The sequence below is a fragment of the Pseudoalteromonas sp. AWM4_233 genome, assembly GCF_056158285.1.
Genome location: NZ_JBSWSZ010000113.1, coordinates 158,107 through 174,146 on the forward strand (window position 1 = coordinate 158,107; position 16,040 = coordinate 174,146).

13 protein-coding genes are annotated in these 16,040 nt (G+C 39.5%); 6 read left to right on the plus strand and 7 right to left on the minus strand.

From position 1 onward, the window contains the following. Positions 1-1,728, plus strand: a complete 1,728-nt coding sequence (locus tag ACXAC4_RS22310; RefSeq protein ID WP_475165605.1) for a HEAT repeat domain-containing protein — start codon at positions 1-3, stop codon at positions 1,726-1,728. A gap of 164 nt (positions 1,729-1,892) precedes the next feature. Next, positions 1,893-2,189 carry a DUF1330 domain-containing protein gene (locus ACXAC4_RS22315; RefSeq protein WP_475165607.1) on the plus strand — a complete coding sequence of 99 codons (297 nt, stop codon included), beginning with the start codon at positions 1,893-1,895 and terminating at the stop codon, positions 2,187-2,189. A gap of 31 nt (positions 2,190-2,220) precedes the next feature. Here ACXAC4_RS22315 and ACXAC4_RS22320 read toward each other — a convergent pair whose 3' ends face one another. The 3 genes from ACXAC4_RS22320 to ACXAC4_RS22330 form a co-directional block, all read right to left on the minus strand. Continuing rightward, positions 2,221-3,141 (minus strand): GTP-binding protein, encoded by a 921-nt coding sequence (locus ACXAC4_RS22320; protein WP_475165608.1) that lies wholly within the window; start codon positions 3,139-3,141, stop codon positions 2,221-2,223. Positions 3,142-3,233: 92 nt separating this feature from the next. Further along, entirely contained in the window at positions 3,234-3,626 is a 393-nt protein-coding gene (locus ACXAC4_RS22325) for a hypothetical protein (protein ID WP_475165610.1), read from the minus strand. Between the two features lie 81 nt (positions 3,627-3,707). Next, positions 3,708-4,613, minus strand: coding sequence for a helix-turn-helix domain-containing protein (locus ACXAC4_RS22330; protein ID WP_475165612.1), 906 nt, complete (start codon positions 4,611-4,613; stop codon positions 3,708-3,710). A 371-nt stretch (positions 4,614-4,984) separates the two neighbouring features. Between ACXAC4_RS22330 and ACXAC4_RS22335 the strand changes: the two genes are divergently transcribed. Next, a complete protein-coding gene (locus ACXAC4_RS22335; RefSeq protein WP_475165613.1) occupies positions 4,985-5,203 on the plus strand; it encodes a DUF6500 family protein in 219 nt (72 codons plus the stop codon). 190 nt (positions 5,204-5,393) lie between these two features. Here ACXAC4_RS22335 and ACXAC4_RS22340 read toward each other — a convergent pair whose 3' ends face one another. Continuing rightward, positions 5,394-5,846, minus strand: coding sequence for an NfeD family protein (locus ACXAC4_RS22340; protein ID WP_475165615.1), 453 nt, complete (start codon positions 5,844-5,846; stop codon positions 5,394-5,396). A 3-nt stretch (positions 5,847-5,849) separates the two neighbouring features. Further along, complete coding sequence (locus ACXAC4_RS22345) at positions 5,850-6,803, minus strand: SPFH domain-containing protein (protein ID WP_349286821.1); 954 nt, start codon at positions 6,801-6,803, stop codon at positions 5,850-5,852. 356 nt (positions 6,804-7,159) lie between these two features. Between ACXAC4_RS22345 and ACXAC4_RS22350 the strand changes: the two genes are divergently transcribed. Beyond that, positions 7,160-10,090 carry a TonB-dependent receptor domain-containing protein gene (locus ACXAC4_RS22350; protein ID WP_475165618.1) on the plus strand — a complete coding sequence of 977 codons (2,931 nt, stop codon included), beginning with the start codon at positions 7,160-7,162 and terminating at the stop codon, positions 10,088-10,090. A 28-nt stretch (positions 10,091-10,118) separates the two neighbouring features. Here the strand turns inward: ACXAC4_RS22350 and ACXAC4_RS22355 are convergent, their stop codons facing one another. Further along, entirely contained in the window at positions 10,119-12,380 is a 2,262-nt protein-coding gene (locus ACXAC4_RS22355) for an ATP-binding protein (protein ID WP_475165621.1), read from the minus strand. 214 nt (positions 12,381-12,594) lie between these two features. On the opposite strand from ACXAC4_RS22355, the gene ACXAC4_RS22360 reads away from it, so the two are divergent. Further along, positions 12,595-13,314 carry a ZIP family metal transporter gene (locus tag ACXAC4_RS22360; RefSeq protein ID WP_475165623.1) on the plus strand — a complete coding sequence of 240 codons (720 nt, stop codon included), beginning with the start codon at positions 12,595-12,597 and terminating at the stop codon, positions 13,312-13,314. 262 nt (positions 13,315-13,576) lie between these two features. Here ACXAC4_RS22360 and ACXAC4_RS22365 read toward each other — a convergent pair whose 3' ends face one another. Beyond that, positions 13,577-14,431, minus strand: coding sequence for a mechanosensitive ion channel family protein (locus tag ACXAC4_RS22365; RefSeq protein ID WP_475165626.1), 855 nt, complete (start codon positions 14,429-14,431; stop codon positions 13,577-13,579). A 251-nt stretch (positions 14,432-14,682) separates the two neighbouring features. On the opposite strand from ACXAC4_RS22365, the gene astB reads away from it, so the two are divergent. Next, positions 14,683-16,017: an N-succinylarginine dihydrolase gene (gene astB, locus ACXAC4_RS22370; RefSeq protein WP_475165629.1), complete on the plus strand. Its 1,335-nt coding sequence runs from the start codon at positions 14,683-14,685 to the stop codon at positions 16,015-16,017. The last annotated feature ends 23 nt before the right edge of the window (positions 16,018-16,040 follow it).

Below are 16,040 nucleotides of genomic sequence, written 5' to 3' on the forward strand. Positions count from 1 at the left end.
ATGAGAAGAAACTTACTACCACTATTAACCTCGCTTTGTATACTGCCGTTTGGCAGTTTACAAGCGATGACAGAATGCACATTCTGGGGTAATTTTGAGACCAAAGCTGATACTAATATGCTCACGCTGAACCAGCCAAGCAAGAATCAACTTACCCTTTCAGGCCAACTACTTTACCGCCCATTGCTCAAGACTGAAAAGCATTACTGGCTGGGATTACAATTAGTAAACCCACAAATTGTTTTAGATAAACAGCAAATTAACCCAAGCCTTTACGGCGTGCCTTTTGCGGTTAAAGTAAGCCGTCAGACAAAACAAGTTACTGACCACCATTTTGCAGGAAAATTAAAACCTGAGGATAAACAAAAACTTATTGCCATATATCAAAGCCTCCACATTGAACATATTTATAAACGTGACCTAACTACACTAACTTTACTCTCCGAGAGCGATAATTTAGGGCAATATCAGGTTGAATATGTTCAAGAAGAGACAAACAAAATTAGTCGCAGTAAGCTAAAATATTTAAGCACCAAGCCAGGTGCCCAGCTTCTAGATTTTTCAACACCCAAGGTATTAGCTGATAGCTTTGAATTAAAGCTAGATCACTGTGGATTAAACGCCTTGAGTGGAGACAATCACACACTGGTTGAAACTAAAAAAGGCGATATCAGCATAGAAGTTAAACAGCGTATTCAGTTCAATCTAAATCCTGCGCCTGTGCCAAGCACTGCGCTTTTACTTAGCTTGAATGAGAACCCTGAAAAATGGCCTCAGCTTAGCGAAAGCACTCTTTACCCTCGCCCACCTGCTAAGCCGTTGAAAGATGACAAGGCATTTATAGCAGCACTAAAATCACAAGACATCAGCCAACTCAGCAGTGAGGTATTGGCACAGTTACTTTACGATAATGAGCAATATTTATCGGCTTTAAAAGAGGTGATTAAATCTAACGCATTGTCTGATAAGGCCTTAGGTCGATTGCTTCTTATGGTAGGTAAAAATGATTCCCCAAATGCCCACCAGCTATTAGTAGATGTTTATCTTGATAGTGAAATTCAAGGCAAGCAAAGGTTCAGAAGCTTGATGGGCTTAAAATATGCTGAACAACCAATCGACCCTAAACTGGTCGATTTAGTACTGGAGTCTGCTAGTCAAACTAGTACTGGTGAGCAACAGCGTTTAAGTAATAGCGCCATGATGGTATTAGGTATTATTGCTAAAAATCAGTCAGGAAGTGAGTTTTCGGCTTATATGGGGCAACGTTTAGTTGAACAACTAAAACAGACTTCACAAACTTCCCGCCAAGTCAGTATATTAGCAGCCCTCGGAAATAGCGGTAATGCCGAACAGCAAGATCAAATCGCACCATTTTTAAATGCCAATGAACCAAAGCTTAGACAACAAGCCGCTGACTCTCTTGGCAAAATGCCGAATGAAACCAGTTTGAAATACATCACTGAACAATTAAGTGTCGAAAATGATAAAGACACAAAAGCCGCTTTACTCAAAGCGATGGGGAATAACGAACTCGATAATAAACAAATTGATGGTTTATTTAGTTATAGCCAATCACAACCTAAAGAAATACGGCTCGCTTCGATCCAAGCTTTGGCTGCTCAAGCCAAAAAAGACCCTGACTTAAAGCCTCGTTTAAAAGCATTAATAAAAGGCGAGAAAGATCAACAGGTACTGCGCGCTTTGATGCAGTCTGTGTATTCAAACTAAGTAATAACAAAGAAGGTTTGTAGCTCAAGATGATACAGACCTTCTTTATTATGCCAGTTACTAACTGACGCTTTAACACATATTTCCTTACATATATTTACTAGTAAAGACAGTTACTTATAACCATAATTTGAATTCACTATTCACAGAATATAGGGATTAAAATGTTTGAAATGTTAGTGGGCCTGGAAGTCAGTGATGATGAAATATATAACCAATATCGTGCCGCAATGAAGCCTATTCTCAATCGCTTTGGTGGTGAATTTGGTTATGATTTTAAAGTGTCTGAAGTATTAAAAAGCGAAGAAAACACAGAAATAAATAGAGTATTCACTATTCGCTTTCCTGATGAACAAAGTAAAGACGCTTTTTTTAATAACGATGCATACCAAATAGCAAAACAGCAGTTTTTCGAAACCTCTGTCAATCAGGTCACTATCATTGCTAGCTACACAAAATAGCTAGCCATTCGACTGTATGCCTCGCTCTAATCTATTTGGCCTGTCGTAATTTGGCAGCTTCTAAACTATTTTGAATCGCTGATTCTAACAACAACGTATCACTGCCAGGCCCGACAGTTAGTAACTTTGACCCGGTGGTGGGTTTGCCGCGATAGGGTCTGACATAGATTTCACCATCGGGACAGCGTTCGAAATAAGTATAACCGGGCTCAGTACCTAAAACTGTACAGCCTTTAATTCGGATCACGCTGCTTGGGATCGCGTCGCAAATTTCTTTAATGCAAATTGGGTCTGGTAAGTTAGGTAAATCAACTGAGCACGAGGACCAATGTGACTTATGATGCGCAAGCTTTTCTGCACTATTACTCGATGGTAACAGCTCAGGAAGTTTATTAATTTCTAGTTCTTCACAAAGCATGATCTCTGCGGTTGGATTAATCGCTCGAATATCGCTTTTCACTTGAGCTAAGCGCTCTTCATTTACAGAGTCAGTATGTGACAGTGTGATCAAAGAAGAGACTTGTATTTGATTCGCTTCTAGCTCGTTATGGATATCTCTCAATTGCCAATTTTTAACGTCGACCACAGAGATTTGCACCGGAGGCATAAAACGCGATTCGATGCCCACACCAAGAAATCCCATTAAGGCACACGCATCAGTTGTGCCATTCGCTTCTATGAGTGTAATACCATTTTCTCGTTCTGGAATTCGATTAACCGACTCCCTTAGCTCGCCAATACCACTGCAACAAATACAGCTGCCATTCAGTGCTTTTAAACTTTTCTCATCAAGCATATCCAAAAATTGCTGAGCATCTAAATTGGCATTTTCATAATCATTTAAAACGACAAAAGGTGACCAATTCGCTTTGGCGTATTCAGTGACCAAACGTTTTAATAACGTGGTTTTTCCAGCTCCAAGAAAACCAACAACAACAATTATGGGTTCCACAACATATCCTCTAGTAAGAAGGCTGCTCAAAGCAACCCGCCTGAAAAAACGATACATTATCACAACTTTATGTGTTCTTACATTCGGTATTTCTAAAGTACCTGATGGTTACTTAACTTTCTAAAACTGTGAAGTGCGACTTGAGATAATGAAAACAATGTAAAAGTGAATAGTAAACCGGTCAGCATAACAGGCTCATAACCCTCAACGACAACAGAAATCACTCTGGCTGAAAAATTAAAAAGAAAATATAGAGATGCGGGCAAAAGTAAAACCCAGTCTTTTCGCCATAACGCAATGACAGTGATCACTGCTAGACTCAGTGTTGGCGCACCCAGTGTTCGCAAATTGGTAAACCCATAATTCGTCACAACATTAAAACCGCTAGGGGCATTGATCACATCAGGAAAAAACATTGTGGTCACTGCGGCTGAGCCTAGTACAAGCACAAATACAGCACTTAAAAATTGAGCAAATTTTAACATAACAAATTCTCCAAACTTTAATAAATCAACGATTGTTTGAAGCTAAATATATTGATATCTGTGGCATTAAACTTGTTAATATCACTCATCAATTTGAAGTTTTCGCTCATTATCTTTTCTAAGTGTTGACGGTGTTTGAGCAAATTTTTGTTTAAAAACTCGAGAAAAATAACTTTGCTCTATAAACCCACATTCAAGTGCTATTTCTGTCAGACTCCTAGAACTATTCATAACCAAATGGTGGGCTTTTTCGAGCCGCTTATTCATTAAGTACTTATTCGCACTCGTTCCATAAATCTGTTTAAACTTTCGGTTAAACGTCGCCTCACTCATATGACAAAGAAAGGCAAGCTCAGACGATTTTACTGGTGTGAACAAATGTGCCTGAACCACTCTTTGTAATTGAGGCTGACAGGCTGAAAATAACCGCTCAAGCAGCGCTTTTACTTTTCTTGTCTTATCTAACGCTAACACAAGCTCGATTAACTCTATTACCTTTAAACGTACCAAGTTATTGTTAAATATCTCTACCTCGGCCATATATGCTTCTATTGATTGAATATAATTCGCTAATAACGTCGAGCATTTTAATTGCTCACTTGAGAGCTTAACTGCACTACAATGGTCTATCTCAGAGCCTTCTATCGGAGTATTTTCATCTTTTTCGGCACGTAAAATGCCTTTTGGATACAATTGATTTAATAGCTGAGAAGTCAACCTGAACCCTATAAACTCCACGATGCTGTCTTGATTATCTTTGTGCCATTGATTAATAAAATTATCGGCGCGCATCAGCAGGATATCACCTGCTTGCAACTCTATTAATTCACCCGCACAAAATAAAGTGGATTGACCTTTGAGTATGATTATTAAACGAGCTTCATCGATTAGACTATCTTGATAGCTTAAAGGCGCTTTAAATATACGCTTTCCGAGCACAAAGTGATTGTCTAATTTAAACCCTATAGTTTGTGACAGTTCTGACATCGTATGACTTACATCCAGATTTCTAACTTGTTATCTCGATTTAGAATTAAAGGAACTCTATGGCTTATAAATGTATTCGTCCATCATTTCTCCATAATCAATTCATAATTACTTGATAAAAAATACCTTCTGCAATCATGCAGAGTCATAACAATAATAAAAATTAGATGCGTCATGATCGGCTCCTACAGGATGTTGAGCCGATTATTTTTTATCACTATGTACTGCTCGCGTTCTTTTACCTTCATTAAACTTAATAGCTTTCATAAACATAGTACTCTCAGCTAATATGCCAGTGAAATTTATACCTCCCCTTTTAATCAAGTGATTTTATTTAAGGCGAGGTATTAATGTGACTACAAGGAATATCAATGCGTCAAAGTTTAAAAAATAAAATCATCTCTGTGTGTGAACAAAAGATAGCGAAAAAGGGAGAGACTGTCGGTGTGTCGTTTTACGCTTTTTTCGCTAATAAAAACGACGATCCTGAACAACTGATGGAAGCCGCTACTTGGTGGATACAAACGCATCAGTTAGATCACTTCGAAAAAGCCATCAAAGTTAAAGCGATGATTGAACAAGAGTTGTAAGGATATAACAATGAATAAAGCTACTTTTAGGCTCTATATTCCCACCCTCTTAATTAAGCGATCTATTAGAGGGTTGCTATTATTACCTTGAAACTGCTCTGGGTAATAAAGAATCGATAAATAGCCATTATGACAAAAAGCAGGCTTTCGCCTGCTTTTATAAAGTCAAAAATGCGGGTTATCTCGCTCTTTATTGAAGCTCAACCCAAAATACACCGACGTCTTTTTTCACGACCTTGACTTGGCTGCCTTTGCTAAGAGGTTGTTTACTCTTAACTAACCACTCTATGCCTGAATAAGCATATTTATAACCGTTATGCTCATCAACGTCATGCTCTAAGGTGAAAGCAAGCTCTGCAAAGTCACTGTGCACATCAGTTGACTCACGACTTTCTTGTAACCTTTTAAGCGGCTTCCAAAGCAGTGCTGCCAAGCCTGCAGTAATAATGGCATTCACCCAAAGGGCGGTGATCCAACTTGCATCGAGTAAGCCTGCATACATCAAGGCACCACTGAACACCAATGAAAGTCCGACAAAGAACAGCACAAAGGTAGCAAAGCCAAGCACTGCCACTTCAATTATCAGTGCTATGACACCCAATATAAGGAGTGTTTGCGCAATATTGTCTGTCAAAAATTCCATAGGCTAGCCTTTTTGTTTTTGATTTAACGAGTTGATAATCGACATACCTTGCGCGACCAAAGAGCTTGCGTCAGTGCCGCTGTCTGGTAGGAGCACAACAGATGACTCTTTAGCAATCGCTTCTTTGGCACTGATCGCCTTGGTTGCCAAGTCGAGCTGAATAGCTTTTTGACCTTGCTCTGTATTTGCCGCTTCACCGACTTTACGAAGTGCATCCGCTTGCGCTTCAGCGACGGCTAAAATTGCTTTTGCTTCACCTTCGGCCTGTAAAATTTGCTCAGCTTTATCTGCTTCAGCTGCAAGAACTTGTGCTTGCTTTTTACCTTCGGCAACATTAATGGCCGCTTGTCTATCACCTTCAGATTCTAGAATTTGCGCACGTTTCACACGTTCTGCTTTCATTTGAGCTTCCATCGCTTCCATTACAGAATTAGGTGGCACAATGTCTTTAATCTCATAACGTAATACCTGAATACCCCATGGCTCTGATGCTGAGTTAATCGCAGCAACAATATTGGTATTCAGTAAATCACGTTCTTCAAAAGTTTTATCTAGCTCCATTTTACCCAGTTCACTACGCATTGTAGTTTGTGCTAATTGGGTAACCGCAAAAATATAGTCATCAACGCCGTAAGTGGCTTTATACGGGTCTAGCACTCTGAAATATAAAACACCATCAACAATTAATGAGATGTTGTCTTTAGTAATGGCTGACTGAGAAGGTACATCGACCGCCTGCTCTTTTAAACTTCTATCGGCAGCGACACGATCAATGAAAGGGACAATAAAGTTTAAACCCGCTTCTTTGGTTGATTGATACTTACCAAAACGCTCAACCATCCAAGCACGGTTTTGTGGTACAAATTTAATGCTACTTTTTAAGACAATAATCACAAAAAGCAGTAGAAAGAATTCGACTTGAAATACAAATTCTACAATTTGGCTAACTGGATCCATGTTTTCTCCTTTTTATTATTAAGTATTCAGATTACCACCTTGTTTCTATGTTCTCTACTTAGATTTTTTCCCTTAATTAGAAAAAAGTTTGTTTTTGTTCAAACATTTAAAAAACAGATTTTGTATTGATTTATTTACACACTTCCTGTTGATATTTTTGCATACTGTATATTTTTACAAAAACATTACAGCCAAACCCGCTAAAAACCTAAAAAGGCACAAACGTTAACAACCTTAAACATAAAAACTAATGCAAATACCGCAATTTTGTAACAAGTGTTTATTATATATTTACTTTCCCTATTATGTTGTTTCGGCTTTTGAAACGAGCTGAATAAAATCATTAAGGGAAAACAATGAAAAAAAATAAATTAAACATAGCAATAAGCACAGCTCTTGCGGCCTCCTTATCTGGGTTTGTTGCTGCCCCAGCTTTTGCAAATGAAGCTGATTCAAAAGATGAAGCAAGTAAGATTGAACGTGTAGAAGTCACTGGTTCTCGTATCGCTCGATATGAGTTCTCTCAACCAGCGCCAACAATTACACTAACTGGCGAAGAAATTGAAAGAGCAGGTATTCCTGACCTTGCATCTGTACTGTCTGAACTTCCGGCCATCGGTGCAACTGCGACAATCCGTGCAAACTCTGGTAGTAACTCTGCAGCAGGTTCAAGTAGCATCGACTTACGTCGTTTAGGCACAGCTCGTACGCTTGTTCTAGTAAACGGCAAGCGACATGTAGCCGGTTCAGCTGGTAGCTCTACAGTCGATTTATCGACAATCCCTAGCTCTCTAATAAAACGTGTTGATGTAATCACAGGTGGTGCATCTGCAATCTATGGTTCTGATGCTGTATCAGGTGTTGTTAACATTGTTTTACGTGATGACTTTGAAGGTCTAGAAGTTAAAGCTAGTTACTCCAACTCGACTGAAGGTGTGGGTAATAGAAACCTTACCACTAGTTTACTAGCAGGTGCGACGACTTCAGACGGCAAAGGTAATGTAACTTTCTTCGTTGGTAAAGATGTTATTGATGAAGTAATGGCAAGAGACATCAGAAATTATAATACTGATGGTCACGTTCCAAACCCTGAAAATAAGGGTGAAGAAGATGGTATTTTAGACCGTATCTGGGTTAAGAATGTTACTTCAGAACGAATTAGTCCTAATGGTGTTTTACTAGCAGGCCCTTACAACTACACTTTCTCTAATGATGGTGTGGGTGAATTAATGCCTACTCGTGATCTTACAAGCAGCTTTGCATTTGGTTCTTTCCCTGATGGCTGTAAATACTGCTTCAACCCATCTGATTATGAAAACTTCCTTCCTCAGAGAGAAAAAGTAACTGTTGCTACTACCTTCAACTATGAAGTTTCTGACGAACTAAACTTCTACTCTGATGTAAAATATGTAAGAGCTGATATTGCTCAGCAATTCCAACCTAGTTTCCGTTTCAACAGAGACCGAGTAACAATTGCAGAGAACCCATTCATTCCTCAAGCAACAAAAGATTTTTTTGCTGCTGAAGGGATAGAAACCGCTTTCGCAAACAAATTCTTTGATGAAATTGGTAACCGTTCTGCAGATAACAAACGTGAAACGTTCAGAATGGTATTTGGTGCAAAAGGTGCTTTTGAGCTGAGTGAAACACCGTTCGACTACGATGTTTACTACTCAAATGGTCGTACAGAGAATGACCGTATCACTCAAAATGACCTAATTGTAGGCAACTATGCTGCTGCGATTGATGCTGTAATCGACCCAGAAACAGGTAAAGCAGCATGTAGAGCAAACGTACCATCAGCCCAACCTGATGGCTACTCAAACCCTGCAACTGTGAATCGTGATGCTTGTGTACCTTACAACCCATTCGGTCATGGCTTAGCTTCGCAAGCAGCGCAAGACTGGGTAACAGCTGACGTACAGCGTAACGATACAATCAAGCAACGTTACTTTGGTGGTTCAGTATCGTTTGATACAGCTGAGTTTTTTGAATTACCAGGTGGCGCGGTAGGTTTAGCTGTAGGTTATGAAAAGCGCTGGGAATCGTCTGAAACATTAACTGATGAACTGACTCGTTCAGGTGCAATGGCGAACGCTGCAACACCTAATACATACGGTGAGTACGATGTATCTGAAACCTTTATTGAAACAAGTTTACCTATTTTAGCGGATGCTTTCTTAGCGCACGAACTAACTTTAGATGCAGCATTCCGTAAAGCAGATTACTCGCATGCAGGTAAAGTAGATTCTTGGAAAACAGGCTTTATGTGGTCGCCAATTGAAGGCTACAGTCTTCGTGGTACATATGGTGAAGCAGTAAGAGCACCAAACATTGCTGAAGCTTTCTCACCTCGTTCACCTGGTTTTGGTCGTGTTGCTGATCCTTGTGATGCTGATAATGTTGGTGACCAACCGAACCGTGCTAAGAACTGTGCGGCACTAGGTATTCCGACTGACTTCCAGCCTGATGATGCGGTAAGTAAACGCGTTATCAGCGGTGGTAACCCAAATCTTGACGTTGAATCATCAGAATCATTAACTGTTGGTTTAGTAATGAACCCAATCGACGATCTGACGTTCAGTATTGACTATTACGATATTGAGATCACCGATGCGATCGACAGCCTTTCAGTACAAACTGTAGCTGATAACTGTGTAGACGGTCCTGACCTTGACCCGACTTTCTGTGGCCAAGTAACACGTGACTCGAGTACTTTAGAAATTACACAAGTTGAATCAGGTGAGTTAAATACAGCGAAACTTGAATTAAAAGGCATCGATTTCGACCTTAAATATAAGCTTGACCTTGCTGACTTCAATCTACCAGGTGAAGCAAGAGTTAACTTATTCCTAAGTCATACTTTAGAGTTCAACACATATCAGTTCCAAAACCGTCCTGAGCTAATTAGTAGGGAGCATGGTGAGCTTGGTGATCCTGAATTACAAGGTAACTTCAGTGTTAACTACCGCTTAGATGACCTATCTGTAACTTGGTCAACACGTTTTATTGACCGTTCAGCACTAATTGACTTAGAAGACACTTTGACAGCTGATGGCGAGCCTCGCGGTGATACAACAGAAGACCAAGAATACTCATATATTGGCAGTCACTTCACGCATGATATTTCTGCGCGATATAACCTAGACAAAGCGACAGTTGAAGTAGGTTTCCGTAACGTTTTCGATAAGCTACTACCTGATTACGTTTCTGGTAATGGTTCTGGCTCATCACTTTACGATCCTTGGGGTCGTCGAGTATTTGCTAACGTAACTTATAAGTTCTAATCTCCCTGAACTTACTCAAAAGGCAAGGTTATCCTTGCCTTTTTTCATTATTACTAAAAAATGAGAGGATTGTTTGGTAAAGCATATTTGCATCTATTGGTTTACTCACATACCCACTCATACCTTCAGCTAAACATTTTTCTTTATCACCGCTCATTGCATTGGCGGTTAAAGCAATGATCGGAATATCTTTAAACACTTTATAGCGTGGGTTTTCTCGGATCTCTTTTGTCGTTTGATAACCATCGAGAATAGGCATTTGGCAATCCATTAAAATTACATCAAATTGCTCTGGTGTTGCATATTTAAGTATGTCGAGCACTTCCTTCCCTGAATTCGCTATTTTATATTTAACCTGCCAATTACTGAGTATTTTAGTGGCTACTAGTTGATTTACCTTATTATCTTCGGCCAGTAACACAGAGAGCCCAACTAATGATTGCAGCCGTGCGAGAGGGTCTGATTGTATCGGCTTGTAGTTATTTTCTATTACTTTTTCTGTAAATAACTGCATCAAATCAAAACAAGTAAAAGGATGGTAAAATACCCGACAATCAGACTCCCTTACTAAATCGCTATTGGGCAAATCGCTATTTAAATCACAAATAATACAAAGCTTATTTGTTTGCCTTTGAGCACTCTCAATTAAATATGCACTTTCTAAACCTGGCTGTGAGCAATCTACCAAATCTAAAATGATTAAATCAAAAGAGGATTGCTGCAAAGTTTTAGGTGTCAGTAATTCGAGGGATAAACCTTTTGCTGCAAACTGACTTCCTATGATTTCTGCAAAAGTGGAATTCGAGCTATATAAACCTATAAACTTAGGAACCTGCAATTCACAGTGATCGCTGACCTTGGAACCGTCCTGCTCAGCAACTAAAGAAAAAGCAAATTCAGTACCTTTTTCGGGTGAGCTTGATACCAGTGTCACCTCGCCTTCCATCAAATTACATAGGCGTTTTACAATGACAAGCCCAAGTCCTGTTCCACCATACAACCGAGTTGTTGATGCATCACACTGGCTGAATGCATTGAATAATTTATCTTGAGCTTGGCTATCTATCCCGATCCCAGTATCTATAACTTTGCCAGTTAACCGGACTCTGCCACCTTCTTGTAATTCAGACATTAGCTCAAGTTTGACATGCCCTTTCTCGGTAAACTTAATCGCATTGCTCAATAAATTATTGAGTATTTGCCGAACTCTTACTGGATCTAGTTGTAAATTATGATGTGTGACTTGGTGACAATCGACAAATAACCTAACCGGTTTGTTACTCAGTACTATAGCAAATGATTTGGCGACACTATCTAATAATGCAATTAGCTCAACAGGTTCATTGTTGATCTCTAGCTTACCAGATTCAATTTTCGAAAAGTCTAAAATATCATTAATCACTCCAAGTAGTGAGTTTGCACTTGCATGAGAGAGTTCTGTATATTGAGCTTGTTGTTTTGACAATGTAGTATTTTGCAAAAGCTCCAAACACCCTATCACCCCATTTATGGGCGTTCTGATCTCATGACTCATATTTGCCAGGAATTCAGATTTAAGTTTTGAATGTTTCTCCGCTCGTGCTTTTTCAATTTTCAATGCGTCATTGGCGCTAATAAGTTTTTTTTGAACTGATTTATTTTTGTTATTTCTTATTTCACCTGTCATGATCCCAAAAGCGAAATTAAACAAGAGCTGACTCATAAACAAAGCAATAATAAACCATTGGGCTTTTATAGAGTCATCTTGTTGCAGATTATTAACCCCTTGCCAATTCATATCGATAATTTTATTGAATGACACCACAAATAAAATCACCACACTAAGTAATATTAAAAAGCTGGAGACCTTGAAACGCCCTTGGCTATAACGATATAAACACCATAAAACCCAACTCAGAAAAATCACAACAGTCGTTACTCCAAGCGTGAATCGCAGAGGGTAACTGGGATAGATAAATGTCAGGGAGAGATGCAGCATGACATAACAAGTGATGAAAGTTGAGACTGCAGCTTTTGGAATTCTCTGCTCACAGGCTCGGTAAGTACCAAGTAAAATAAAACCAAAAGACGCCTGTACCACAAAATTAGGAAGCACATATTTAAGGGCTTCTGGTAAAACATTTTGACTGTTAAATAACAAAAGACCCGTCATCAGGAAACAAGATGATATAGCCCAATAACGCACCGCTGTAATATCTCTGTTTGCCAACCACAAAAAAATCAACGAAACGGCAGAAGTAAATACACCGACACCACTCATTAATAATAACGTGACAGTTGATAATTCCATGGCATCTCTTTGGTAGGTGACAAGATAAAATGATAACCCACTTCAAAGTGGCAAATATGTGTGTTTTAGGCCACATCGTTAATATAAAAAATTAGTCGTCAACCACCATAATGTAAAGCTAAATACTTGCTATAAAATCCTTAACAGAGCTTAGCTTATCTTCTATATTGAAGAAGCTTTACTTTAAAAGGTCACCTAAATTGGCTGCACAAATATGCCTGAATATCTGAACATTGTTCTTCTCACGAGCCTAGCTGGGTTATGCATCCCTATTGGCGGTTTAATTGCCAGTATTGAATCTATTCGCCCTTATTGGCTAGAAAAAGAGCTGAGACATTTTCTTATCGCATTTGGCGGTGGCATTTTATTGGGCGCAGTAACAACCGTATTAGTGCCTGAAGGCATACATAATTTACCGAGTCAATTCATTGCAATTGCGATTTTGTTATTAGGGGCGCTGAGTTTTTTCTTTATAGAGCGACAACTTGGACTCAAACGCCATGAATCGCCTCAATTAATGGGTATGACTTTAGATTTTGTGCCCGAAGCCGTTGCATTAGGAGGTCTCGTCGCCACAGGCTCATCAACCGCTTTAATGCTCGCTCTGCTGATCGGTTTGCAAAATTTACCTGAGGGTTTTAACGCTTTTCGCGAATTAAAAAAACAGAATAAAAGTACTAAAACCACTTTGATGATTATGTTTTTACTGGTGCCATTAGGCCCTTTAGCTGGGTTGTTTGGGTATTATGTATTAGCGGGATATCAAGCCATGTTAGGCGCTATCATGCTCTTTGCATCTGGCGGGATCTTATACTTAATTTTCCAAGATATTGCCCCGCAGTCTAAGCTCAAGAAACATTGGGGGCCTCCGCTTGGTGCTGTATTTGGCTATGCATTGGTGTTATTCAGTAATATGCTGATCGGCAATAGCTGATCAGCATTGTCTAATAATCATGAATTCAATTTAACTCACCCATTTATTGCGGCGGAAATAAATCACTTGTGCAAGCTCAAAAAATAACACGGGACTGAATATACAAAGCAATTGGATTATCAAACCTTAGTATTCAACTCTAATGAGTACCGAGTATCTAAGCTAAGAAACCTAATGTTATAAGTGCCTGTCACATTAGATTACATAAAAAGCCCTTCTTCCTGAGAAGCCTTGTGATGAGGTTTGTTTTGTTAAAAATAATTCATTTAGTGATTTTCAATTCACCATCGATATGAATATCTCTTTGTGGGAAGGCAATCACGATATCAGCGTCTTTAAATGCTTTATCTAAGGCAAAACGAATATCACTCGAGACGAGTCTCAGCCCCCCTTCTACAGTTGAGTTAATCCAAAAATAAGACTCAAATACCAATGCATTATCACCAAAATCTAAGAAAAAAACCGAAGGCTCGGGATCATCCAACACTTTGTCATGGGCTTTCGTAGCAGCTAACATTAACTTCGCGACTTGCTCACAATCAGACCCATAAGCCACGCCTATTCTCACCGTACCACGCACTAATCTGTCTCTTAACGTCCAGTTTACCACCGTGTTTTCGAGCAGTTTGCTGTTTGGGATAAGCATATGCACGCCATCAACACGACGAATTCGTGTTGAGCGGGTATTAATTTCTTCAACGATGCCCTTAACGCCCTCAACCTCTAAGAAATCACCAATGCGAATGGGTTTTTCACCAATTAATATCCAGCCACTAATAAAGTTATTAATGATGTTTTGCGCACCAAAACCAAAGCCGATGGCAATCGCCCCTGATAAAAACGCAAATGCTGTGATCGGCACATTAAGCATCGACAGCGTCGTTAAGAAAATAATCGCCAAAGCCACAATGACGATGATTTTACGAATTAGCTGAATGATATTGGGATCACGTTTTTTCGCTGTTAAACGCTTTTCGACAGATTTAACGATCACTCGCACTAGCCAAAAGCTCAATATCAGCCATAAAGGAATGATCAGTACTTCACCGACCGTGAGGGGTTCTTCATTGAATGTAAAAATGGCATGGTTCAAAAGCGCACTTAATTTTGCGAGCATAATTTGTCCTTTTTTAGGTCTGTACCACTTATTGACTATTGTGACTCAGTCACAGCCATAGAAATATACAGGATTAATCGTTTTTATTCTGTTTATTAAAGCCGCTTGGCACATAGCTTGATCTAATTATAGCTAAATGTAGTTAATTCAAAAATAAACCAATGAAATAATTGAGTTTTTTATTATAGAACTAACTATCGGGATAAAAACAACACTGAATTAGTGCACGATTGCACCACAATGAGGCAACTATGAATTACACTGAAGTCAATTTTGATGGGTTAGTTGGACCAACACATAATTATGCTGGGCTGTCATATGGCAACGTGGCATCTAAGTCGAATGCCAATAAAGTCGCAAATCCAAAAAAAGCTGCGCTACAAGGTTTAGAAAAAATGCATACGCTTAGCCAGATGGGGTTACATCAAGGTGTATTAGCGCCCAATGCTCGACCTGACTTAATCACACTAAGAAGCCTTGGCTTTTCAGGCTCAGATGCCAATGTTATTTCACAAGCTGCAAAATCAGCCCCGCAATTTTTGAAAGCCTGTTATTCAGCATCCTCTATGTGGACAGCCAATGCAGCAACCGTGTCACCGAGTGCAGACAGTGGCGACGGGAAAGTGCATTTCACCCCAGCGAATTTGAACAATAAAATTCACCGAGCCATTGAAGCCAAAACCACCAGCAAAATTTTAAAAGCCACTTTTTCGGACGACTCTGTGTTCACGCATCATGCCCCTTTGCCTCAACATGTTTTGTTTGGTGATGAAGGCGCCGCAAACTATACCCGTTTAGCTGACAGTTATGGTCATCCTGGGTTAGCGCTTTTTGTATATGGCGAAGACATGAATAGCAAAGTAAAACCGCAAGTTTTCCCGGCGAGACAAACTCGCCAAGCCAGTGAGGCAGTTGCCCGCAGTCACTTACTAGATCCAGCACAAACCCTGTATATTCAGCAGAATCCAGAAGTCATAGATCAAGGTGTATTCCATAACGATGTGATTGCCATTGGTAATGAGAATGTCTTTTTATTTCATGAACAAGCTTTCTATCAGCAGAAAAAAGTCATTGCGCAAATCAGACAAAATTACACAGGCACCCGCCCTTTACATTTAATCGAAGTCACTGACGCAGACTTGAGTGTTGATGAAGCTGTAAAAAGCTATATTTTTAATAGCCAGTTAATAAGCTTGCCAAATGGTGGCATGGCATTAATTGCACCAAGCGAATGCCAAACTATCGATGCTGTCGAACGCTATTTAGCGGCACTTTGCCAAGCCAGCAACCCTATCAACGAAGTCATTTATATGGACTTAAAACAAAGTATGCAAAATGGCGGAGGACCGGCTTGTCTGAGGTTAAGAGTTGCATTATCACAACAAGAATTAAACGCAGTTAACCCAAATAGTTTAATGACCGATTTGCTATACGACAGATTAACCCAGTGGGTAAATAAACATTATCGTGATCGCTTGGTTGAAGCTGATTTGGCTGATCCAAGTTTAATGCTGGAGTCTCAACAAGCGTTAGATGAGCTTACACAAATTATGAACTTAGGCTCGGTATACGACTTTCAACAGTAGTCTAATTAATTGAAAGCGGCGTG